Below are 21,921 nucleotides of genomic sequence, written 5' to 3'. Positions count from 1 at the left end.
GGTTCTTTCAGCTACCGCGACGCAAGCTGTAGCGTCATACGGTGCAGGCTGTGGTGCCTGTTGATGAGGGGAAACTCGACGTCGTCGTCGCGCTCAATCCATGAAAAATGGAGTTTCTCCGCGACCCTGCGTGAGGCCTCATTGCCGTCGAAGTAGCCAAGAGTCAGCATCGTCATGCCCAGTGCCTTCGCCCGCTCGACGATCGCTGCACCTGCCTCTGTGGCGTAGCCCCGGCCCCAGTACGGTGAGCCGATCCAGTAACCCAGGTCCGCGACCCCGGGGACATCTGGATTATCTACCCGCAGGCCGATCGCTCCGACGAGCTCGCCGCCGTTGATCTGGGTCACCGCGTAGGTTTCGGGGGACGATAACACGGTGGACAAAGCCTGGTGGGCGTCCTCGATGCTGGTGTGGGGTGCCCATCCGCACGCCAAGCCGATGCGGGGATCCTTCGCAAGCTCGTAGAGGTCGGGCGCGTCGGCGGCGCGCCATGGCCGCAAGCGCAGCCGCGCGGTATCGATGATGGTCATGCGTGTTCCTTTGGGGTCGTTGAGGGCAGTAGGACCGTCAGGGCAAACCAGTGGTTCTCAACCTGCGTTATCGCCTGACCGCCGTACTGTCGCGCCGTCCATTGGATTGATTTTACACCCCATCCGTGACGCACGGTGTCCTGCTTAATCGTCGTCAGCCGACCCCCCGCGTCTGTGTTCAGATGCCCGTCGAACCAGTTCTCCACGCGGATCACCGTCATCTGCCCCCGCTGAAAGAGGGCCAACTTAATGAGGCGTCTATCCGGATCCGGCACGCGGCGCGAGGCTTCGATCGCGTTATCGAGGACGTTACCCAGCAGGGTCGCAATGTCCATCGATGACATGGATCCCAGTAGGGCGCCGTCAGCGACCGCCGTGAAGTTAATGCCGGCTGCAGCGCACGCACGGCCCTTCGTCGTGAGGATGACGTCGAGGACTGCATTGCCGCTGTGGTACTGCTGGCCGATCTGCTCGATCGAAGATTCGAGCTCGGCAAAAGATGCCGCAGCGCGTCCGGGGTCTAGCTCCGCGCGAATCGCCTCCACCTGGTGCTTGAGGTCGTGATGGGCACGCGCAACCTGCTCCATATCTTCCTTGGCGGCCAGATACTGGTGGTGCTGCGCGTCGAGGGAGGCCTGGATGGATGCGAGTTCGCGCTCGGTCGCGCTTTGCTGGATACGCTCGAATTGCGCGAACAGGATTGCATAGCCCGCCAGGTCCACGAGGGTGCGGATGTAGAAGACCTCCCAGCCGGACCTTCCAGAGAACGGGGTGGCCGTCGATATAAAACTCAGGTTGGACAGAGCAAAAATTGAAATGCCGATAACTACGCCGGAGGCAAGGTCCGCGTAACGGAGAACAGGCAGCGCCCCCTGGCGGTAGACGCGCCGTTCGAAGAAGTAGACGACGGCCAAGCACGTCGCCGAAATCGCTGCAAAACCGCCGAATGACAGGGGATGCCAGTAGGGCTTGTCGGCGTGGGAGTAGACGACGACCTGCCAGGCGAGGGAAGCTGCGAGCTCGGCCACGATGAAGGCACGTGCGCTCATATGCGTCACCCAGCGCCAGTCCAGAGCAGTTCCCACGCGGATGATGCACCACACGAGCGCGTACGCCGTCATCATGCCCGGCACCCACAGGGACAGGGGAGCGCGGCCAAGCAGTTCCTGGGCGCCGACGAGCACCACGAGGCCACCGACGGCCGCAGCGGCGAGCCGCCAGCGGGGGATAGCAGCGTTCGGGTTCAGGGCATTGGACGACGCCGAGCGCGCGACGACGAAGACGTACACGAGGGCGGCGCCCCACTCCGAGAGGGCTGTGAACAGGCGCGGAATGTCGGGAAGGGACTCGAACACGTCAGTGGATCCCGCCCGCGAAGCTTGCCAGAGCCGTCATGAACGCTTTCTTGCGGGGCCGGGAGATACGCAGGCTGTCCCCGCCCGTCATCAGGCACTCCTGGTCGGCGACGCCGCGCACGTGGGCGAGATTGACAAGGTAGCACGAATTTGAACGGAAAAAGTCGTGCCCGGCGAGCTGTTCCTCCATGGCCTTCAAGGTGGAGGTGATCGAGAAGGTGTCGGAGACCGTGTGCACGTCCAGGCGGTGCTTGATCGACTCGACGTAGACGATGTCGGCGACGTCGATGCGGTGGGTCGACATGCCAGACTGAAGGAGAACCGAGGCACGGCGCCGCTTGGCGACGGCCTCGAGACACCGCGACAGTTCCTGGGAGAATGCGAACCAAGGCAGCGGCTTCATCAGGTAGGACAGTGCCCCCACCTGGTAGCCGTGGATCGCGAACTGCGCGGCTGACGTGATGAACACGAGGACGACCTCCCGGTCGACCTCGCGGATCGCGCGCGCCGCGGTCATTCCATCCACGTGCGTCATCTGGATGTCCATGAGGATGATGTCGTAGACCGGCTTGTAATCACCGATGATGGCTCCGCCGTCCTCGAAATAGGTGACGTCGAAGGAGACATCGTATTCCTCGCTGTAGCGCGCGAGGTAGTCGGCCAAAAGCTGGCGTGAGACGGCCTCGTCCTCGACGACGGCGATGCGCACCATGACCCGGCCCTCCCTGACGTACTCACAGATGACAACAAGGATATGTGAGCGCAGCCCCGCCCTTCGCGCGAGTCCACTCCCCGGCCTCGTCGATCACATGCAGGCGCACCCGCAGGTGGGGGCCGCTACCATTGTCCTGACTAACGTGAAAGGGGAGTGGCGTGGATCTGCTCGTTGTTGGATCGGGCTTTTTTGGCCTGACGTTTGCCCGCGAGGCCGCGGAGCGATTCGGTATAAACGTGACCGTCATCGAGCGTCGCGACCACATCGGAGGCAACGCCTACTCGTCGATCGACGAGGCCACCGGCGTTGAGGTGCACCGATACGGCACCCATCTCTTCCACACGTCGAACGAGCGCGTGTGGTCCTACGTCAACCGTTTCACGGCCTTCAACGACTATCGCCACCGCGTCTACGCCAACTATCGGGGTGTCGTTTACCCGCTGCCCATCAACCTGGGCACCATTAACCAGTTCTTCGGCGCAGCCTATTCGCCCGCCGAGGCCCGTGCGCTGATCGAGCAGCAGGCCGCCGAGATCACGGGTGAGCCCGGCAACCTCGAGGAGAAGGCGATTAGCCTCATCGGCCGCCCCCTCTACGATGCCTTCATCGCGGGGTACACGGCCAAGCAGTGGCAGACGGATCCGCGCGAGCTGGCCGGCTCCATCATCACACGCCTGCCCGTGCGCTTCACCTACGAGAACCGCTACTTCCAGGACCGCTACGAGGGCCTGCCCCTGAACGGCTACGGAGCGTGGATCGCGAACATGGTCGATCACCCGCGCATCACCGTGCACACGGGTGTGGACTTCTTCGATGCCGCCTCGCCGTTCTCGAAGGCCGCGACCGTCGGCCAGGTACCCGTCGTCTACACCGGCGCAATCGACCGCTACTTCGACTATGAGGCCGGCGAGCTCGGCTGGCGCACCCTCGACTTTGAGACCGAGGTCGTGGACGTGCCCGACTACCAGGGCTGCTCCGTCATGAACTACTCGGACCGCGACGTGCCCTTCACGCGCATCCACGAGTTCGCGCACCTGCACCCCGAACGTGATCGCGCCGGCGCGACTAACACGATCATCCAGCGCGAATACTCGCGCTTCGCCCGCCCCGGCGATGAGCCCTACTATCCGATCGCCTCGCCGTCGGACCGCTCGACCCTCGCTGTCTACCGCGACATGGCGGCGGGGGAGAAGAACGTGCTCTTCGGCGGGCGACTGGGTTCCTACCAATACCTGGACATGCACATGGCAATCGCATCGGCCCTCACCAAGGTCGACGAGGCCGTGGCCTCCTGGCGCTGATCGGTAACCGTTCCGTATGGCGTCGATTGTCTGGTCGGTCCTCTCGATCGCCCTCATCATCGGCGTCGGTTGGGTGGCTCGTCGCGCGGGTGCGCTCGGTCCTGAGGCGGCGGGTTCTCTCGCGTCGGTGACGTACTGGGTGGCGTCCCCGGCTATGCTCTTCCACGCGATCGTCTCGACGGGGACGTCTGGCGTATTCGGGGCTCCGCTCGCCGTGGCAGCCGCTTCGGGTGCGGGAACAGCGCTCCTGTTCGTGGCCGTTGCCCGTCTGGTCTTGCACCTCACGCGGGGCGAAACCACGTTGGGGGCCATGGCCTCATCCCTCAATAACGGCGCGTACATTGGCATCCCGATCGCCGTCTATGTGCTGGGTGACGCTTCTGCGGTTGTGCCCATCCTGGTGTTTCAGCTCGGTTTTTTCACGCCGATGTTCTTCGTGTTGGCGGAGCTGGCCGGATCTGGCCAGCGCCCGTCTGCGCGCGGCATTGCGACGGTCATCGCGCGCAACCCGATGGTTATTGCGGCGGCGTGCGGTTTCCTCTTTTCCGCGGCCGGGTGGTCGATGCCGACGCTCCTCGAGGTGTCCACGTCCATGCTGGGGGCAGCGGCGCCCCCGATGATCCTGCTGTCCTTCGGTGCCGCCCTTATGGACCGCCGCACGGCGTCCGACGATGCGGGGGTGCCAGCTATCGCGTGCGCCGTCGTTGCTAAGCTCGCCGTGCAGCCCGCCATCGCGTGCGGTGTCGGGATGCTCCTCGGGTTGACTGGTCCGGCGCTCATGTCGGTGACCATCATGGCGGCGCTGCCCTCCGCGCAGAACGCCTACATCGCGGCCACGCGTGCCAGGGCGGGGGAGCGTATCGCGCAGGGAACGGTCCTCGTGACGACCTTTGCATCGCTGCCCGTCGTTGTTGGAATTGCGGCGATTTTCCATGCCTGTGGGGTTGTTTCCTAACTGGGGTTTGTCGGCATAAGCTCTGTTCTCGGCGTATTCGAGTGGACCCCCGTCAGCAAAGAATCCGTCAAAAAGAGGCCAAAAACACGTTCTGTATTGTGGACTCTGGGAGACTTCCCGGTGTATCGGCCCTAGTCTGGCTGGGAATTATCCCGAATAGACACGTTTGCAAGGAACTCACTTCATGTCATCCTCCGCATCCAAATCCGCGCCCCGCGCGCGCGACTCGTGGAGCGGCCAGACAGGCTTCCTCCTGGCAGCCATCGGCTCGGCCATCGGCCTGGGCAACATCTGGCGTTTCCCCGGCGTCTCCTACTCCAACGGCGGCGGCGCCTTCCTGGTTCCGTACCTGGTTGCCCTCGTCTTCGTCGGTATCCCCATGCTGTGGCTCGACTACGCGGTCGGCCACAAGTTCCGCGGTTCACCGCCGTGGGCGCTGCGTAAGATCATCGGCGGCGGCGAGTTCGTTGGATGGTTCCAGACCTTCGTCTGCTTTGTCATCATGGTCTACTACGGTGCGGTCCTCGCGTGGGGCGTGCAGTACACGATCTACTCCGTGAACGAGGCCTGGGGCGCCGACCCGACGACCTTCTTCCTGGAATCCTTCCTTGAGAAGGTTCCTGGCGACACCTTCTCGTGGGCGCCGGCATGGGCGGTCATGATCCCGCTTGCTCTCGTGTGGGTTCTCGTCCTTTTCGTGATTGGCCGCGGCCTGTCCAAGGGTGTCGAGGCTGCGAACAAGGTGTTCCTGCCGCTCCTTGTCATCCTCTTCCTCGCGCTCGTCGTCCGTGCACTCTTCCTGCCGGGCGCCGTCGAAGGCCTCAACGCCTTCTTCACGCCGAACTGGAGCGCGCTTGCTGATCCTAAGGTGTGGCTGGCCGCCTTCGCGCAGATCTTCTACTCGCTGTCCGTGGGCTTTGGCATCATGCTGACCTACGCCTCGTACCTGAAGCCCAAGTCGAACCTGACCGGCACCGCGCTGGTCGCAGGCTTCGCGAACTCTTCTTTCGAGATCCTCGCGGGTATCGGCGTCTTCAGCGCCATCGGCTTCATGGCGCACCAGGGTGGTGTGAGTGTCTCCGAGGTCGATGGCCTGACCGGCCCGATCCTCTCCTTCGTGACCTTCCCGAAGATCATCTCGATGATGCCCGGCGGGCCTATCTTCGGCGTGCTCTTCTTCTCGTCCCTCGTTCTGGCCGGTGTCACCTCGCTGCTGTCCCTGCTTCAGGTCGTCTCCGGCGGCCTGCAGGACAAGTTCGGTTGGTCGCCCGCTCGCTCCGCTCTGGTTCTTGGCGTCCCCGCGACCGTTATTTCGCTGGTGCTCTTCGGGACCCGTTCGGGCCTGAACAACCTCGACATCGTCGACAACTTCATCAACTCGGTCGGCGTCGTGTCCTCGGCGATTATGTTCGCGGTTCTGTGCGCGGTCGCCGGCCCCCGCCTCGGGGCGCTCCGTGCGCACATCAACTCGGTGTCCAGCGTGAAGGTCCCCAAGCTCTGGGAGCCCCTCGTCGGTATCGTCATCCCGGTCGTTCTCTTCGTCATGATGGCGATGTCTCTCGTGAAGGTCCTGAAGGACGGCTACGAGGGGTACCCCAGCAGCTACATTCTGATCTTTGGCTGGGGTTCCGTGGCGGTCGCGGTCATTGCGTCTCTGATTTTCACTCTCATTCCGTGGAAGCACCGCCCGGTGGATACTCACACGGCGGTCGCTCAGATCCTCGCTGACGATGCCGAAGACACCGCTTCGATCGAAGGAGGCGCCAAGTGACCGCTCCCGCTATCGCTCTGATGATCCTGACGATCCTGCTCGTGTGGGGTGGCCTCGTTGCCTCGGTCGTCCTGCTGCAGGTCCTCTCGGTTCCCACCGACGAGGAAACCGAGGCTGCGCAGCTCGCCATTGAAGCCGCTGAAGCCGCGAAGCAGTAGGGTGGCATCGTGAAGCTCGTTGCCTTCGATCTCGATGACACCCTGGCGCCCTCGAAGTCCCCGCTGCCGGCCCGCATGGACGTCGCTCTGCGGTCCCTGCTGGACCACGTGGAGGTGTGCATCATCTCCGGCGGCCAGATGGGTCAGTTCCGCACTCAGGTGCTGGACAACCTGCACGCCACGGATGAGGAACTCTCTCGGCTGCACCTGATGCCCACCTGCGGCACGCGTTACTACCGCTATGAGGGTGGGGCCTGGGTCGAGCGTTACGCGCACGATCTGGATCCCGAGGTCGCCGCCCGCGCTATCGACTCGCTCGAGCGTCACGCGCGCAAGCTCGGCCTGTGGGAGTCCAACCCGTGGGGCAACATCATTGAGGACCGTGGCTCGCAGATTACCTTCTCCGCTCTGGGCCAGGAGGCTCCGCTTGACGCGAAGCGCGCCTGGGATCCGGACGGCACCAAGAAGGCCGCTCTGCGCGACGCTGTGCAGCCCGACGTGCCTGAGCTCGACGTTCGCGGCGGTGGCTCGACCTCGGTCGACATCACCACCCGTGGCATCGACAAGGCGTTCGGCATGGGTAAACTCGTTGAAGAGACGGGCATCCCCGCCTCCGAGATGCTCTTCATCGGCGACCGCCTGGACCCGGAAGGCAATGACTACCCCGTCAAGGCAGCCGGCTACGCGACACGCGCAGTGTCCGGATGGGAAGAATGCGTGGAGGTCATCGACGAGATCGTGGCATCCATGAGCTGACCCATCGCAGCAAGCGATGACGAGGCCGGGGCTGGGTATCCAGCTCCGGCCTCGTTGTCTGCGGCTGCGGAGATCGTGCAGCTGCGGCGTAATGCGGTGACGCGTTACTGCGCGCCGACGCCCCTGGTCGCCCAGAAGACGACGGCGGACGCGGCTGCGACGTTGAGTGAGTCGACCCCGTGGTCCATGGGGATTTTGACGGTGTAGTCGGAGGCCGCGATGGTGCGATGTCCCAGGCCGTCGCCTTCGGTGCCCATCACCATTGCGAGGCGAGCGCCCGGCCCCTGGAGGGCGGGCAGTGAAGCGAAGTCGTCGAGGGACACCGAATCGTCCGACAGAGCCAGCGATGCGACCGTGAAGCCAGCCTCCTGGAGGGCGGTGATGTCGCCGGGCCAGGAATCGAGGCGAGTCCACGGAATCTGGAAGACGGTTCCCATGGAGACGCGCACGGATCGTCGGTAGAGGGGATCAGCGCACTGTGGCGTCACGAGAACAGCGTCGACGCCGAGCGCGGTGGCGCTGCGGAATGCGGCGCCGACGTTCGTATGGTCGACGAGGTTTTCCAAGACGACGACGCGACGCGCCGGGGTGCCGCCGTGAGCGGTTGCGAGCAGCTCGTCGAGGCTCGGCAGAACCGGGCGCTGCATGGCGGCGAGGGCCCCGCGGTGCAGGTGGAAGCCGGTCATCTGCTCTAACACATCCTCGTCGGCGACGAAGATCGGAACGTCCGCGCCGTCGGGGCCACCTGTTGCCGCCTCGATGAGGTTGGTGAGGGTCGGTAGCCAGCGCCTCGACATGAGGAACGAACGAGGGGTGTGGCCGGCACGGATCGCGCGTTCAATGACGTTCGCGGATTCGGCCATGTACAGGCCGCGTTCCGGTTCGATCTTGGAACGAAGTTTGACGTCTTTAAGGCGCGTGTAGTCGTCCAGGCGCGGATCTGCTGCCAGGTCCGCGCTGGTGAGCTCGATAATCACGGCGGTCCCTTACGCGCGCTGGAGGGCGCGCGAGACCTCGCCCGGCCAGGAAGGACCCTCGAAGATGAAGGCAGAGAACGCCTCGACCAGGTCCGCGCCCGCGCTGATCATGCGCAGCGCATCCTCGGGCGACGAGATGCCGCCGGTGCCGATGAGGATCTGGTCGTCGTCAAGGTGCCGTGCCACCAGGGAGACGACCTCCAGCGCACGGGGCAGAAGCGGAGCGCCGGAGACGCCGCCCTCGCCCAGGTCGTGGTTGATCGTTGTGTTCGTGGCGACGACTCCTGCCAGGCCGAGCTCCTTCGTCAGCTCGACGACGGCGACGATGTCCTCGTCGGCCAAATCGGGAGCGATCTTGACGAAGAGCGGCATGGTGCGATCGGGAGCGCCTGCCTCGCAGCCGCGGCGGGCGGCCTGCAGGATCGGGCGCAGGTGATCAACGGACTGCAGGTCGCGCAGGCCGGGCGTGTTGGGGGAGGAGACGTTCACGACGACAAAGTCCACCCAGTGGGCGAGCGTCTTCGCGCAGTACTCGTAGTCGGCGGGTGCGTCCGCCTCAGACGTCACCTTGTTCTTGCCGATGTTGGCGCCAACGATCGTGGCGCGGCCCGCAGGAGTCGAGCGCAGCTCGCGCAGCTTCTCGGCGGCGGCATCGGCTCCAGCATTGTTGAAGCCCATGCGATTACGCAGGCCGCGTTCCTCCATGAGTCGCCACAGGCGCGGCGCGTCGTTGCCGGGCTGGGGACGAGGAGTCACGGTACCGATCTCGACGAAGGCGTAGCCGAGGGCACACATGCCGAGCACTGCCTCGGCGTCCTTGTCCATGCCGGCTGCCAGACCGAGACGGGACGGGAGGTGACGCTCACCCAGGGTCAGGGGGACCTCGACGCCGCCAACCATTCGCGTGGGGGAGTGCGTCGGATCGAGGTAGCCCAGAGTGGCGCGCATGAGTCCACGCGTCGGGGCGAATCGTCCGGCTAAGGAAATTGCTCCGAGACCCCAGTGGTGTGCATCCTCCGGGTTGGAACGCGAGATGAAGTGTGTGAAAGCCCAGTTGTACGCGCGTCGGATCATGCTTCCTAGGATAGTTGATCAGTCCCACCATGCCCACCACCATCGCGTGGCTGATCCGTCTCGAATGAGCGCACGCATTTCGTCCGGCGGGATCGCGTCCTCTCCGAGGCCAAGTGCCGAGGCGAGAGTCAGCCAGTGCTGGTAGCTCGGGTACCGCTCCTCGTCGATGGGAGATCCGGTGTGAGCGATGATTGCAGATTCCGGGACGAGTACGGTGTCGATGCTGACGCGTTCGTCTCGTCGTGGCGCGCGAATGACGTAGCCTTCGAGGGTGAGTCCGTCGATGCGGGAGGCGGCGCGTAGCAGGTCGATGATCCGAGGAGCGTTGTTCTGCCGATCGTTGCGCGCGTCCTTCGGCAGCAAGGATGCGAGCCGACGAGCGTCAGTCCCGGATAGGTCCGCGAAGCGTGCGTAGTCGCCCAGGTCCCACCCATCGCACAGGTAGGGAGCTAACAGAGAGGAGATGCCTCGATCCTCAAGCCATCGAGGTGGGCCGTACATGCCTTCGGGGCAGGGCTCCTCCTCGTCGAGCATGACGTCGGCGGTGGCGGGCAGTGTGACCGTTGTGTGCATGATGCTTCCTTGTCGTTCGTGACGGAGCGCCGATGCTCCGACACGGACAGGATCATGCACATGAGGACGTGGCGGCCAGCGCCACGGCACCCGCTGTGGATAACGGGAGAGCCGCCAGTTGCCCTGTGGATAAAGTACATCGGCCCCGCACCCATGTGGATAGGGCGGGGCCGACGAGAAAGGCGACTACTTCGGGAACTGCCCGCGGTCGACCTGCGGACGGGGCGAACGCCAGCGCCGCGGCATGATCATGCGGGAGAAGGCGTAGTAGGCGGTACCGGAGGGAATGTCCTCGCGTGGGTGTGCCTCGGTGAAGACACGCTTGATCGTGCGCCACACGAAGAACGCCTCAATGGCCGTGACGATGAAGGAGCCGTACATGAGGATGGACGACCCATAGAGCATGTACGCCTGGTAGTGCAGCGGGATCTTGTTGCCCAGCATCGACAGCACCATGATGAGGATGATGGACACCATCATGACGGCGAGGATCCACTCGGAGAAGGAGTGGCGCGCGTCGACGTAGTCACGCACGAAACGGCGTGCGCGTCCCTTGTCGCGGGCCGGCAGGTACTTTTCCTCGCCGGTGATCATCGCGCGCTGCTCGGCGTCGAAACGCGCGTTGCGGGCGGCGCGGGCGGCTCGCTTGGCCTCCTTGCGGTCCTTGGGGACCAGGGGGCGGATGCGGGCGGCCTCGGCTGCCTTACGCTTCGGCGTAGGGCGACCCTTCTTGCCGTCGGGCGTCGTGGAGACGGGCTCGACATTCATCGAGGCATCGTCGTTGTTGTTCTTGCTTCGTCCAAACACGCTTCAAGGCTAGCGGATAGCCCACACGCCTCGCACTCCCATGGTCTACCCTAGTCGTATGGCTGATACTTCACATGCACCGTCCACGTCCGTTTTGAAGGAGCGCCTGGAGGCTGCTTTCCCGTCCCTGCTGGAGGAGCTCACGCAGCTCGTCGCGATTCCGTCGGTGTCGTCGGATCCCGCGCATGCGGCCGACGTGGAGCGCAGCGCTGAGCACATCCGCGAGCGTTTCGCCGCCCTGGGCCTGGAGGCCAAGGTCCTGCGCGAGACCGCCGCTGATGGCACCGAGGGCAAGCCCGCCCTCGTCGCGCACACGCCTCACATTGAGGGCGCGCCGACCGTCCTGCTGTACGCGCACCACGACGTGCAGCCTGTCGGCGAGTTGAGCCGCTGGAGCATGGATCCCTACAAGGCTGAGGTCCGCGGCGACCGCATCTACGGCCGTGGTTCCTCCGACGACGGCGCCGGCATCACTGTTCACCTGGGTTCCCTGTCGATCCTCGGCGAGGACCTGCCGGTCAACGTCGTCGTGTTCATCGAGGGCGAGGAAGAGATCGGTTCCCCCTCGTTCACGGCATTCCTTGACGCCCACAAGGATGAGCTTGCCGCTGACGTCATTGTTGTGACGGACTCGTCGAACTGGAAGGTGGGCGAGCCTGCCGTCACGTCAACCCTGCGCGGCAACGCGATCGTAACCGTCGACGTGACCGTCGCCGACCACGCGGTGCACTCGGGTGCGTTCGGTGGCCCGCTGCTCGACTCCGTCGCGATTTCCTCCATGCTCATTGCCTCGCTCTTCGACGAGAAGGGTGACGTCGCGGTTCCGGGCCTGGGCGGCTCGGATCACGCGGACGTGGATTGGCCGGAGGAAGAGCTGCGCGCCGCTGCCGGCATGGTTGAGGGACTGCAGCTGGCAGGCTCGGGTGACATCGCCGCCCGTATGTGGACCAAGCCGTCGATCTCGGTGATCGGTTTCGACGCTCGCCCGGTGTCCAACGCCTCGAACACGATCGCTCCGCACACGCGCTTCCGCCTGTCGATGCGCACGGTGCCGGGCGTGGATCCCACCGAGGCCCAGGCCAAGCTCGTCGACTACCTGCTCTCCCATGCCCCCTTCGGTGCGCGCATCGAGGTCACGACTGAGGATGCGGGTGCCGGCTACCAGGCCGATATGGATTCCCCCGTGACAAAGGCACTGCACGAGTCCCTCACCGAGGCCTGGGGCGTTCCCTCGGTCAATATCGGTGTGGGCGGCTCGATCCCGTTCATCTCGGACTTCCAGCGCATCTTCCCGAACGCTCAGGTCGTCGTCACCGGCGTCGAGGATCCGCTGACGAACGCTCACTCCGAGGACGAGTCGCAGTCGATCTCCGACCTGAAGGCCGCGATCCTCGCCGAGGCGCTTCTGCTGACGCGCGTGGCCTCCCTGTGAAACGTGTCGTTGTCGCCGGTCGGTGGGATGGGGGAGTTCCCGCCTCGCCGACCGGCGAGGCGCTCGACGCCATCCGCCGGGGTGTCGTAGCCGGCGCTTCGCAGCCCACAGTGCTCACGGTTCCGTTCGGAACCGGACCCACCTTCGACGAGGCCGTGGCAGACTTGCGCTCGCAGGCCTCGTTCGTGCGCGTACCCACCCGGGCCTCGTCGTCGCGCGACGCGGGTGAGCGCGTCGCGGATTTACTCCGCAACGGCGGCACCGTGATTGTCGAAGGTGGACATAATTCCTCTCCCGATTGCGGCGCCGGGTTTCTCGAAGGTCTCCTGGACGTCCCCGGCATCGATCCGAGGAAACCTGAGGCCTTCGCCGATGCTCTGACGCTCGCGCAGAGCCTCGTGGCCGAAGCGGGTGTGGATCTCGTGTGCGCGGCCTCAACCGCGCGCCCGCTTCTGGGCCTCGACTCGGTCCTCGCCGTTGCTCCCGATTTGGAGCCGATCGAGGCACAGGACACCGCTCTTACTGCCGCTCTTACGCAGGCGTTCGCCCACCGCCCGCTCGGGCGCCACCAGCTGCTCGACGGAGCGGACGTGCACCCGGCACGCCAGCGCGGTTCCGGCGCTGGCGGCGGCGTTGGAGCCGTCATTGCGGCCATCGGTGGGCGCATCGCATCGACGGGGGATCTTTTGTTGTCGCTACTGGGCTTGGAAGCGATCATCGATGGCGTCGATCTCGTGATCGTCGCCGAGCCCGAACTGGCCTCCCCGGTGCTCGCTGAGTCGACCCTTGACTGCGTGGCTCGCGTTGCTGCGACGCATGCCCTGCCGGTTGTCGCCATCACCCACAGGTCCAGCCTGTCGCACTTCGAAAAGGCCGAATGGGGGCTTCACGGTGTCTTTGAGACGGAGGGATCCGTCACGCTCGAAGACGCTGGACGCCGCGTCGCCCGTACCTGGTTACGCTAAGCGCGCACTCCACCCGTGGCGCAGGGCGCCTGCGGGGGAGTAGTGTGTCAAGCGAATACATCTATTCGTCACGAAAAGGAGCATCATGTCCGAGTCCGCAATTCAGGCTCCCACCCACGAGGTCATCCTCACCGACGTCGCCGCTGCGAAGGTCAAGAGCCTCCTCGAGCAGGAGGGTCGCGATGACCTGCGCCTGCGCATTGCCGTTCAGCCGGGCGGCTGCTCCGGCCTCATCTACCAGCTGTACTTCGACGATCGCACGCTCGACGGCGACGCGATTCGTTCCTTCGACGGCGTCGAGGTCGTCGTCGACCGCATGAGCGTGCCCTACCTGAGCGGTGCCACGATCGACTTCGCTGACACGATTGAGCGTCAGGGCTTCACGATCGATAACCCCAACGCCCAGAACACCTGCGCCTGCGGTGAGTCCTTCCACTGAGCCGAAAGAACACCATCTCATGATGTCCTCTCTGCGCCGCCTCGGCGCCCTCGCCGGCGCGGCCGCGCTTGTCCTCGGACTCGCCGCATGCACCGACGCGACCTCGTCGTCTTCGTCCTCGTCTCCCGCTGCGGACATCGACTACTCCGCCTGCGCGACGGACGACTCCGTCGAACAGAACACGAACGTTGACCGTAGCGGCACGGGTGACTTCCCGTCCGTTTCCGGCGAGGACACTCCCGTGATTGCGGCGGGTAGCGGATCCCAGCCCACCTCGAAGGTCCTCGTTAAGACCCTCAAGCAGGGTGACGGGGCGGTCGTGTGCCCGGGCGCGAGGATCAAGGCGAACTACGTGGGCGCCCTGTGGGACGGCACCGTTTTTGACTCGTCCTACCAGCGTGGCGATGCCAGCGAGTTCTCCCTTAACCAGGTCGTCAAGGGCTGGACCTACGGCCTGGCGCACACCCACGTCGGCGATCGCGTCGAGCTCGTGATTCCGGCGTCTCTCGGCTACGGCGGCCAGGCTCGCGGCAACATTCCCGCAAACTCGACCCTCGTGTTTGTCGTGGATATCGTGGGTGTCGCGACGCAGGACGTCGCAGATGACTCCGTTCTCAGCAGCGCAGTCGCGACCGGCGAGGAGCTTCCCGCTGGGATCACCGTTTCCGGTGACCCCGGCGCGGAGCCTACCCTGACGATCGACGAGAGCGTTGCTGCCCCGACCGAGCAGAAGACGTACTCGATTTACAAGGGCGCGGGAGAGGCACTGACCTCTGATCAGACAGTCCTGTACAAGCAGGTCGTTGGTGGTTTTGGCGCCAAGGGCCAGACTCAGTCGTCGTGGAGCCAGGATCCTCTTGAGGCTCCCGTTGCGCAGGCTGATCTCGCGGGAGTGACCGTGGGATCGCGCATCCTCATCGTAGTCCCAATCCCGCCTCAGGAAGCGCAGTCCGGCCAGGAGGCGACCCCTGCGCAGGCAACGGTATTCGTCGTCGACATCGTGGGTACTTCTTCGATGCAGTGACCCCGTCACGGCTTTGGCCGACGGTAGCGGGCGGCTCCCAGTGGGGGAGCCGCCCGCTACCCGTTAGAATGGGGTCATCGCGTCGATTTGGCCGACATATGCAAGGAGAGCTTCCATGAGTGAAGAAACCGTCACTATCCTGGTTTTCAGCGACGACAAGGATCGCCGTCACGCCGTCGTTAACGGCATTGGCCTGCGTGCCTCCAAGGACACGCCCCGCATCGAGTGGGTCGAGGCCGCAACCGGTTTCGGCGTTCGCGATGCCTTCGATCAGCAGGATTTTGCGATGCTGATCCTCGACGCTGAGGCCAAGAAGGAAGGCGGCATGTCCATCGCTCAGGACCTGCGCGAGACTCGTGACGGCGTTCCCCCGATCGTTTTTCTGACCGCACGCGCCCAGGATGAGTGGCTGGCTACGTGGGCCGGAGCAGCCGCCATCGTGGCCGATCCGATCGACCCGATTATTCTTCAGGAGACCGTCGCCGACGTGCTGCGCGGAGCGAAGTGATGGCCACGCAGGAGTGGGCGTCGATCATTGCTGCCCTCACCGCCGGCGAGAGCCTCGACTACGGCCAGTCCTACTGGCTGATGGACCAGGTCATGAGCGGCGAGCTCGGCGAGGCGCGTCTCGCATCCTTCCTGACCGCGATGGCCATCAAGGGCGCCACGGTCGATGAGATCCACGGCCTGGCTGATGGCATGCAGGATCACGCGGCGCACGTCGCGCTGCCTAGTCGCGCTCTCGACATCGTGGGTACGGGCGGAGACGGATACAAGACCGTTAACATTTCGACGATGTCCGCTATCGTGCTCGCCGCGATGGGGATTCCGCTCGTCAAGCACGGTAACCGTGCCTCGACGTCGAAGTCTGGCTCCGCGGACGTTATCGAGGCACTCGGCGTCAACCTTGACCTCGACGTCGACGCGCTGCGCCGAGTCTTTGACGAGGTCGGCATCGCCTTCCTCTTCGCGAACAAGATGCATCCGTCGATGCGCTTTGCAGCCCCGGTGCGCCGCGCTCTCGGCTTCGCGACGGCGTTCAACGTGCTGGGGCCGCTGACCAACCCGGCCCGCGTACAGGCGTGCGCGATTGGTGCGTCTCGCGAGGAGAATGCGCGTCTCATGGCGGGCGTGTACGCGTCGCGCGGGCTCAGCGCACTCGTGTTCCGTGGCGCGAACACCGGCCTCGACGAGCTGACGACGACCGACGCCAATCAGGTCTGGCTCGTGTCGGGTGGAGCGGTTGTGGAAACCGCGTTCGATGCGCGCGAATCCCTGGGCATGGCCTCCGCCTCGATCGAGGACCTCGCGGGTGGCGAGGCAGCCGAGAACGCGGGAGTCGCTCGCGACGTGCTGTCGGGCGGAGGGGCGGACGCGGTCCGCGACGCTGTCGCCCTCAACGTTGGAGCCGGCATCCTGGCCTGGGAGGGCCTGGAGAACCCTGTGACACACTCCGACTTCGAGCCTCGCATGCGCGGCGCCGTCGAGAGTGCCCTGGCGGCGTTGACCGACGGCTCGGGCGCGCGACTCATTGAGCGTTGGGTGGCTGCCTCGAACGCGTAAGGAGAACGCCTGCGTCAGGTGCGCGGGTCGTGACGCTGCTGGGCGGTTGCGTGGGCTAATAGCTCGCGCAGCCGCCCGTCGCGTAGTGGGCTGTCGACGGGCTGCGCCCAGGGGAGGGGACCGTTCCATTCGACGAGGCGCGTCCCTTCGCGGCACAGCTCGGCGCACAGGAGTGACGTCTCAGCCCACGAGGCGACGGATGCGGCCATCCCGCCGGTCTCGATCGGCTCCGTGGAGGTGAGAACATCGATCCACGGCGATGGGTCGGAGCGCGGGGGCACGACGACCGAACTGAGGTGGCGTCCGTAGGAGGCAACATGCAGAATCCAGCCGGGTTCTCCACCGTCGCGACGCGCGCCCCAGACGATACGCGGGGCCGCCAGGATGGGGCGCATGGTTGCGCGCTCAACGCCCGTGATGTAGGCGCTCAGTTCGTCGCGCGCTCCAGCCGCCGCCTCGAACAGCCCCTGTGTGGACAGGCGCTCCATCAGGGAAGTGAGCGCGTTTGGGACCGCTAATGACGAGGCTTCCACGGCCTCGTCGAGGATGGCGCCCGAGGAGTCGTGATCGGCCTGGGCGAGGACCCGTGCGATCGCCCCTGCAGCCCGCTGAGCGTGCGCGCGCGTTCCGAAGGGACCGAGGGCGTTGGGCAGGTCGTCGAGCGTCACGGACGAAACGACGCGGGGGCGGTCGGCCTCGGCGATGACCCAGTGCAGGGATCCCTGACGCCTCGACGCGGAGTTGTAGGGCGGGACGAGGGCCTTGATGTCGCGCAGTTCTCGGATTCTCGCCTCAAGAATTGAGGCGGTCGGATAGGGGCGCACTCCCGCGGCCAGGGAGACCATGCGCTGCACCTTCGGGCGCTTTTCGGCTTTCGTATAGTAACTGCCCACGCGTGACTTCAGGGACGAGGCCGACCCCACGTAGAGGGTGCCTCCCGCCGTATCGATGAAGTGATAGACCCCGGGAGAGGTCGGCAGGTCCGTGACGAAGTCGGGCGTTGATGGTCGCCGCGCCGGAGCCTGATCCGTCAGCACGATCAGGTCCTCCACATCGGTCGCGCCGGCAGCGGCGAGCAGGTCGATGAATCCCAGGAGGATCTCTGCCGTCGCGCGCGCGTCTCCGAGTGCTCGGTGCTCGGGAACGGTGGCGGTACCGAAGTAGGAGGCGACCGTGCCCAGTTTGTGGTTTCGCACGAGCGGGCGTGGCAGGGCGAGCCGAGCGAGTGCCAACGTATCGACGACGCGAACGCGAGGCCACGGGCGCGCACACGCCCGGGCCGCACGGCGTAGGAAGCCCACGTCAAAGGACGCGTTATGCGCGACGAGGACGGGGGAATCCGAAGCTCCAAGGCCTGACCACTCCAAGAAGTGTTCCAGAACGGATGCGATCGGGTCCGCATCGGCCACCATCGCGGGAGTGATGCCGGTCAGAGATGTGATGAACGGTGGAATCGGACGCGAGGGCTTCACGAGGGAAGAAAACTCGTCCACGACCGCTCCATCACGGATGCGCACAGCGCCGATCTCAGTAATTTCTGCGCCCGCTCCCAGGCCTGTTGTCTCAAGGTCGACGACAACCCAGTGCCCGCCCGAGGTCGGCGTCCCGACGGCATCGAGGCTGGGTTGAAGCTCCACCGACGAGGCCCTCGAAAGGGCCGCTGACACCACTGATCGAGCGAAAGGACGAGCCGATTCACCGGGCGCTATGGTTTCCCCACAATCGCGCACGGGAGTTCGTTTCGTCATACAGTTGATACTAATTCGTTCGCGCGCTCGCGCGCCCGTCGAGACTTCAGGAGTGACAGTGGCGTTCTATCAGGCTCTCAAGGCGACCGGCAGCCCCATTCTGAAGGCCGCCTATCACCCGTGGATCCGCGGCAAGGAGAACATTCCCGCCGAGGGACCCGCTATCCTTGCGTCCAACCACAACGCCGTGTGGGACTCTGTCTTCCTGCCCATGATGCTCGACCGTGAGGTCGTTTTCATGGGCAAGGCCGACTACTTTACGGGCACCGGTCTCAAGGGGTGGATGACAAAGGAGTTCATGCGCGCCGTCGGCACCATCCCGGTCGACCGTACCGGTGGACGCGCATCGGAGGCGGCACTGAAAGCGGGACTGAAGCGACTGCGCGAGGGCAAGCTCTTCGGCATCTATCCCGAGGGCACGCGCAGCCCCGACGGGCGCCTCTACCGCGGCAAGACCGGCGTCGCGCGCCTCGCACTCCTGTCCGGCGCTCCCGTTATCCCGGTGGCCATGATCGGCACCCATGCGGCGCAGCCGATTGGCCAGAAGATCCCCTCGCGTACAAACATCGGCATGGTGATCGGCGAGCCCCTGGACTTCTCGCGCTACCGCGGCCTCGACAAGGACCGCTACGTCCTGCGCGCGATCACCGACGAGATCATGTACAACCTGATGCTTCTGTCCGGGCAGGAATACGTGGACATGTACGCCGCCGACGTGAAGGCTCAGCTGGCAGCCGAGGGCGCCTTCGAAGGGCCCGTGCCCTCCAATGGTCGGCCCGCGCCCGGTGGGCGCACCGCCCCCGAGGTGCCCGTTCCGACCGCTCCCGAGGAAGAGGGCATCGAGGACGAGAAGGCCTCGGACAAGGAGTAACAGGGCCGGGCCGTCACCGATGGTTGGTGCTTGCAATCGCGTTTCGTGGGACGGGCGTCCCGGGCGAAACGTGACGTGGGCCAGGTAGAATGAACTGTGCCTCGCGCACGCGCGCCTCCGCGCACTAGGCAGCCCCATCGGGCAGCCGCGGTGACGCGGATCGCGCGCGCGGGCTCTTACCTAACCAACCTGAGAAAGGTGACATTCATGTCGGTCCGTCGTGTTGCCCTGCTGACCGCAGGTGGCTTCGCCCCGTGCCTGTCCTCCGCCGTCGGCGGACTCATTGAGCGCTACAACGAAATTGATCCCACGGTTGAGATCATCGCTTACCAGAACGGCTACCACGGCCTGCTCACCGGCAACTACGTGCTGGTGGACGAGGAAGCGCGCAAGCACGCTGCCGTCCTGCATCGCTTCGGTGGTTCCCCGATCGGTAACTCCCGCGTCAAGCTGACGAACAAGAAGAACCTTGTCGAGCGCGGCCTCGTGTCCGAGGATGAGGATCCGCTGCAGAAGGCCGCCGAGCAGCTGCGCGCCGACGGCGTTGACGTCCTGCACACCATCGGTGGCGACGACACCAACACGACGGCCGCCGACCTGGCCGCCTACCTGGAGGAGCACGACTACCACCTGACCGTCGTGGGCCTGCCCAAGACGATCGACAACGACGTTGTGCCGATCCGCCAGTCCCTGGGTGCGTGGACCGCCGCTGAAGAGGTCTCCGAGTACTCCCAGAACGTCATCGGCGAGCACCGCTCCAACCCGCGCATGCTCATCATCCACGAGATCATGGGCCGCCACTGTGGTTGGCTGACCGCCGCTGGTTCGAAGTGCTACCACGACTGGCTGAAGACCCGGGAATGGGTGCCCTCGATCGGGCTGTCGCAGGAGCGTTGGGACATCCACGCCATCTTCCTGCCCGAGATGAAGATCGACCTGGACGCCGAGGCCGCGCGCCTCAAGGCCATCATGGACGAGCAGGGCAACGTCAACATCTTCCTGTCCGAGGGCGCCGGCGTCCCCGAGATTATCGCGGAGATCGAGGCCGCCGGTGGCGAGGTCCAGCGTGACCCCTTCGGCCACGTCAAGCTCGACACGATCAACCCCGGCCAGTGGTTCGCCAAGCAGTTCGCCGAGAAGATCGACGCCGAGAAGGTCATGGTCCAGAAGTCCGGCTACTTCTCGCGTTCCTCGCGCGCCAACGCCGACGACCTGCGCCTCATCAAGTCGATGACCGACCTCGCCGTCGAGTGCGCCTTCAAGGGCGAGTCCGGCGTTATCGGCCACGACGAGGAGGACGGCGATCGCCTGAAGGCCATCCCGTTCCCGCGCATCGCGGGCGGCAAGCCCTTCGACATCTCCCAGCCCTGGTTCCTCGAGATGATGGCCGAGATCGGCCAGACCGTCGAGCCTGCCGGCGAGTGAGTCGCTTCGCGTGATTCCTTCGATCACTCCCGGACGCGGCGGTGAGCCTGTGCGTAAGCCTCGCTCCCGCCGTGTCCCCGAGCGTCTGTGGTCGCCCGAGTCTGGGGAGCGCGCTCCCTGGGACACGTGGCGCGGCCTGGACGCTGCTCAACAGCCTTCCTACGCGGACGCGGAACACCTCCGTGATGTGACGGCGCAGCTGCGCCGTCAGCCGCCGCTCGTGTTCGCCGGTGAGGTTGACGATCTGCGCACGTGGATGGGTGCGGCTGCCCGCGGCGAGGCCTTCGTCCTGATGGGTGGGGACTGTGCCGAGACCTTCGCCGAGGCGACGGCGGATCACGTGCGCCTGAAGATTCAGACGCTGTTGCAGATGGCGGTCGTCTTGACGTACGGTGCGTCGCTGCCGGTCATCAAGGTCGGCCGTATCGCCGGCCAGTACGCTAAGCCGCGTTCGTCGGATATGGAAACGCGCGACGGCGTTGCGCTGCCCAGCTACCGCGGCGACGCCGTGAACTCCTTCGAGTTCACTCCCGAGGCGCGCGAGCCCGACCCGCAGCGCCTGCTGTCGCTGTACAACCACGCGGCTTCGACCCTGAACCTGATTCGTGCCTTCACGAAGGGCGGCTACGCGGACCTGCGCCAGGTGCACCGCTGGAATCAGGGCTTCATGTCGAACCCTGCCTACGCGCGCTACGAGTCGCTGGCAGAAGACATCCACCGAGCGATCAAGTTCATGGGTGCCGCGGGCGTCGATTTTGAGACGCTGCGCGATGTGGACCTGTACTCGTCGCACGAGGCGTTGCTGCTCGAGTACGAGTCGGCGATGACACGCATTGATTCGCGGACGGGTGAGCCCTACAACACGTCTGCCCACTTCCTGTGGGCGGGGGAGCGGACGCGCGAGGAGGAGGGCGCTCACATCGAGCTGCTGTCGCGTGTTCGCAATCCGATTGGGGTTAAGCTCGGCCCGTCGACCACGCCGGATCAGATGCTCTCGCTCATTGATCGCCTGAACCCGGATGGTGAGGAGGGGCGCCTGTCGTTCATTACGCGTATGGGCGCCGGCCGCATCCGCGAGGCGCTCCCGCCGCTGCTGGAGGCTGCTCGGAAAGACGGTCGTCCGCTCACGTGGATGACTGATCCGATGCACGGCAACACGATCACGTCGTCGACTGGCTACAAGACGCGTCGCTTTGAGACTGTCATGGACGAGGTCCGTGGCTTCTTCGAAGCACACGAGGCCTCGGGAACTGTCCCGGGTGGCTTGCACGTCGAGCTGACGGGTGACGATGTCACCGAGGTGATCGGCGGCAGTGAACACATCGATGACGAGTCGTTGCGCGACCGCTACGAGACGCTCGTGGATCCGCGCCTGAACCACCAGCAGAGCCTGGAGATGGCTTTCCAGGTTGCCCAGTACCTGGCGAAGTGTTCCTCCCACGAGGAGTGAGTTCACCGCACAAGTCCCCCGGCCTCGTCGGT

The 21,921-nt window shown here is 65.2% G+C and carries 22 protein-coding genes; 14 read left to right on the top strand and 8 right to left on the bottom strand.

Features of this window, described 5'->3' with window-relative positions:
* Positions 1 to 11: 11 nt before the first annotated feature.
* From FOC40_RS06995 to FOC40_RS06985, 3 genes are read right to left on the bottom strand one after another with little or no spacing between them, the layout of a single operon-like run.
* On the bottom strand, positions 12 to 530 hold the full coding sequence (locus FOC40_RS06995; protein ID WP_003795249.1) for a GNAT family N-acetyltransferase: 519 nt from the start codon (positions 528 to 530) through the stop codon (positions 12 to 14).
* Positions 527 to 1,885, bottom strand: coding sequence for an ATP-binding protein (locus tag FOC40_RS06990; protein ID WP_003795250.1), 1,359 nt, complete (start codon positions 1,883 to 1,885; stop codon positions 527 to 529). The genes FOC40_RS06995 and FOC40_RS06990 overlap by 4 nt, the downstream gene beginning before the upstream one ends.
* 1 nt (position 1,886) lies before the next feature.
* On the bottom strand, positions 1,887 to 2,597 hold the full coding sequence (locus FOC40_RS06985) for a LytR/AlgR family response regulator transcription factor (protein WP_003795252.1): 711 nt from the start codon (positions 2,595 to 2,597) through the stop codon (positions 1,887 to 1,889).
* A gap of 161 nt (positions 2,598 to 2,758) precedes the next feature.
* On the opposite strand from FOC40_RS06985, the gene glf reads away from it, so the two are divergent.
* The 5 genes from glf (at position 2,759) to FOC40_RS06960 (ending at position 7,541) form a co-directional block, all read left to right on the top strand.
* A complete protein-coding gene (glf, locus tag FOC40_RS06980) occupies positions 2,759 to 3,901 on the top strand; it encodes a UDP-galactopyranose mutase (protein ID WP_003795254.1) in 1,143 nt (380 codons plus the stop codon).
* Positions 3,902 to 3,917: 16 nt separating this feature from the next.
* Positions 3,918 to 4,856, top strand: coding sequence for an AEC family transporter (locus tag FOC40_RS06975; RefSeq protein ID WP_003795255.1), 939 nt, complete (start codon positions 3,918 to 3,920; stop codon positions 4,854 to 4,856).
* 184 nt (positions 4,857 to 5,040) lie between these two features.
* Positions 5,041 to 6,627, top strand: a complete 1,587-nt coding sequence (locus FOC40_RS06970; RefSeq protein ID WP_003795258.1) for a sodium-dependent transporter — start codon at positions 5,041 to 5,043, stop codon at positions 6,625 to 6,627.
* On the top strand, positions 6,624 to 6,785 hold the full coding sequence (locus tag FOC40_RS06965) for a methionine/alanine import family NSS transporter small subunit (RefSeq protein WP_003795260.1): 162 nt from the start codon (positions 6,624 to 6,626) through the stop codon (positions 6,783 to 6,785). Before FOC40_RS06970 ends, FOC40_RS06965 begins: the two co-directional genes overlap by 4 nt.
* A 9-nt stretch (positions 6,786 to 6,794) precedes the next feature.
* Positions 6,795 to 7,541 carry an HAD-IIB family hydrolase gene (locus FOC40_RS06960; RefSeq protein ID WP_003795262.1) on the top strand — a complete coding sequence of 249 codons (747 nt, stop codon included), beginning with the start codon at positions 6,795 to 6,797 and terminating at the stop codon, positions 7,539 to 7,541.
* 104 nt (positions 7,542 to 7,645) lie between these two features.
* On the opposite strand, the gene FOC40_RS06955 is transcribed toward FOC40_RS06960, so the two are convergent.
* The 4 genes from FOC40_RS06955 to FOC40_RS06940 form a co-directional block, all read right to left on the bottom strand.
* The gene (locus tag FOC40_RS06955; RefSeq protein WP_003795265.1) at positions 7,646 to 8,518 is read right to left on the bottom strand and encodes a TrmH family RNA methyltransferase; all 873 of its coding nucleotides are present in this window, start codon (positions 8,516 to 8,518) and stop codon (positions 7,646 to 7,648) included.
* Positions 8,519 to 8,527: 9 nt separating this feature from the next.
* The gene (locus tag FOC40_RS06950) at positions 8,528 to 9,592 is read right to left on the bottom strand and encodes a quinone-dependent dihydroorotate dehydrogenase (RefSeq protein WP_039929365.1); all 1,065 of its coding nucleotides are present in this window, start codon (positions 9,590 to 9,592) and stop codon (positions 8,528 to 8,530) included.
* A gap of 18 nt (positions 9,593 to 9,610) precedes the next feature.
* On the bottom strand, positions 9,611 to 10,165 hold the full coding sequence (locus tag FOC40_RS06945; RefSeq protein WP_003795268.1) for a hypothetical protein: 555 nt from the start codon (positions 10,163 to 10,165) through the stop codon (positions 9,611 to 9,613).
* A 186-nt stretch (positions 10,166 to 10,351) separates the two neighbouring features.
* Entirely contained in the window at positions 10,352 to 10,933 is a 582-nt protein-coding gene (locus FOC40_RS06940) for a DUF3043 domain-containing protein (protein ID WP_003795270.1), read from the bottom strand.
* Positions 10,934 to 11,030: 97 nt separating this feature from the next.
* Here FOC40_RS06940 and FOC40_RS06935 point away from each other — a divergent pair, with 97 nt between their 5' ends.
* The 6 genes from FOC40_RS06935 (at position 11,031) to trpD (ending at position 16,395) form a co-directional block, all read left to right on the top strand.
* Positions 11,031 to 12,404 carry a M20/M25/M40 family metallo-hydrolase gene (locus FOC40_RS06935; RefSeq protein WP_196773344.1) on the top strand — a complete coding sequence of 458 codons (1,374 nt, stop codon included), beginning with the start codon at positions 11,031 to 11,033 and terminating at the stop codon, positions 12,402 to 12,404.
* Positions 12,401 to 13,369 (top strand): glycerate kinase, encoded by a 969-nt coding sequence (locus FOC40_RS06930; RefSeq protein ID WP_003795275.1) that lies wholly within the window; start codon positions 12,401 to 12,403, stop codon positions 13,367 to 13,369. The genes FOC40_RS06935 and FOC40_RS06930 overlap by 4 nt, the downstream gene beginning before the upstream one ends.
* Positions 13,370 to 13,454: 85 nt before the next feature.
* Positions 13,455 to 13,808 carry an iron-sulfur cluster insertion protein ErpA gene (erpA, locus tag FOC40_RS06925; RefSeq protein WP_003795276.1) on the top strand — a complete coding sequence of 118 codons (354 nt, stop codon included), beginning with the start codon at positions 13,455 to 13,457 and terminating at the stop codon, positions 13,806 to 13,808.
* Positions 13,809 to 13,827: 19 nt separating this feature from the next.
* A complete protein-coding gene (locus FOC40_RS06920; protein ID WP_003795278.1) occupies positions 13,828 to 14,832 on the top strand; it encodes an FKBP-type peptidyl-prolyl cis-trans isomerase in 1,005 nt (334 codons plus the stop codon).
* Between the two features lie 115 nt (positions 14,833 to 14,947).
* Positions 14,948 to 15,340: a response regulator gene (locus FOC40_RS06915; protein ID WP_003795279.1), complete on the top strand. Its 393-nt coding sequence runs from the start codon at positions 14,948 to 14,950 to the stop codon at positions 15,338 to 15,340.
* Positions 15,340 to 16,395 (top strand): anthranilate phosphoribosyltransferase, encoded by a 1,056-nt coding sequence (gene trpD / locus FOC40_RS06910; protein ID WP_003795281.1) that lies wholly within the window; start codon positions 15,340 to 15,342, stop codon positions 16,393 to 16,395. Before FOC40_RS06915 ends, trpD begins: the two co-directional genes overlap by 1 nt.
* A gap of 14 nt (positions 16,396 to 16,409) precedes the next feature.
* Here trpD and FOC40_RS06905 read toward each other — a convergent pair whose 3' ends face one another.
* Entirely contained in the window at positions 16,410 to 18,032 is a 1,623-nt protein-coding gene (locus FOC40_RS06905) for an exonuclease domain-containing protein (RefSeq protein ID WP_003795282.1), read from the bottom strand.
* Positions 18,033 to 18,201: 169 nt separating this feature from the next.
* Here FOC40_RS06905 and FOC40_RS06900 point away from each other — a divergent pair, with 169 nt between their 5' ends.
* The 3 genes from FOC40_RS06900 to FOC40_RS06890 all read left to right on the top strand — a co-directional run bounded on the left by FOC40_RS06900 (position 18,202) and on the right by FOC40_RS06890 (position 21,889).
* A complete protein-coding gene (locus FOC40_RS06900; RefSeq protein ID WP_039929374.1) occupies positions 18,202 to 19,014 on the top strand; it encodes a lysophospholipid acyltransferase family protein in 813 nt (270 codons plus the stop codon).
* Between the two features lie 207 nt (positions 19,015 to 19,221).
* The gene (locus FOC40_RS06895) at positions 19,222 to 20,439 is read left to right on the top strand and encodes a pyrophosphate--fructose-6-phosphate 1-phosphotransferase (RefSeq protein ID WP_039929375.1); all 1,218 of its coding nucleotides are present in this window, start codon (positions 19,222 to 19,224) and stop codon (positions 20,437 to 20,439) included.
* Positions 20,440 to 20,449: 10 nt separating this feature from the next.
* On the top strand, positions 20,450 to 21,889 hold the full coding sequence (locus FOC40_RS06890; RefSeq protein WP_039929377.1) for a class II 3-deoxy-7-phosphoheptulonate synthase: 1,440 nt from the start codon (positions 20,450 to 20,452) through the stop codon (positions 21,887 to 21,889).
* Positions 21,890 to 21,921 lie beyond the last annotated feature (32 nt).

The organism is Schaalia odontolytica (genome assembly GCF_009730335.1).
In the GTDB taxonomy this organism is placed as follows: Bacteria; Actinomycetota; Actinomycetes; order Actinomycetales; family Actinomycetaceae; genus Pauljensenia; species Pauljensenia dentiphila.
The sequence above is the reverse complement of the archived record's forward strand: the minus strand, read 5'-3'. Positions and strand labels throughout refer to the sequence as shown.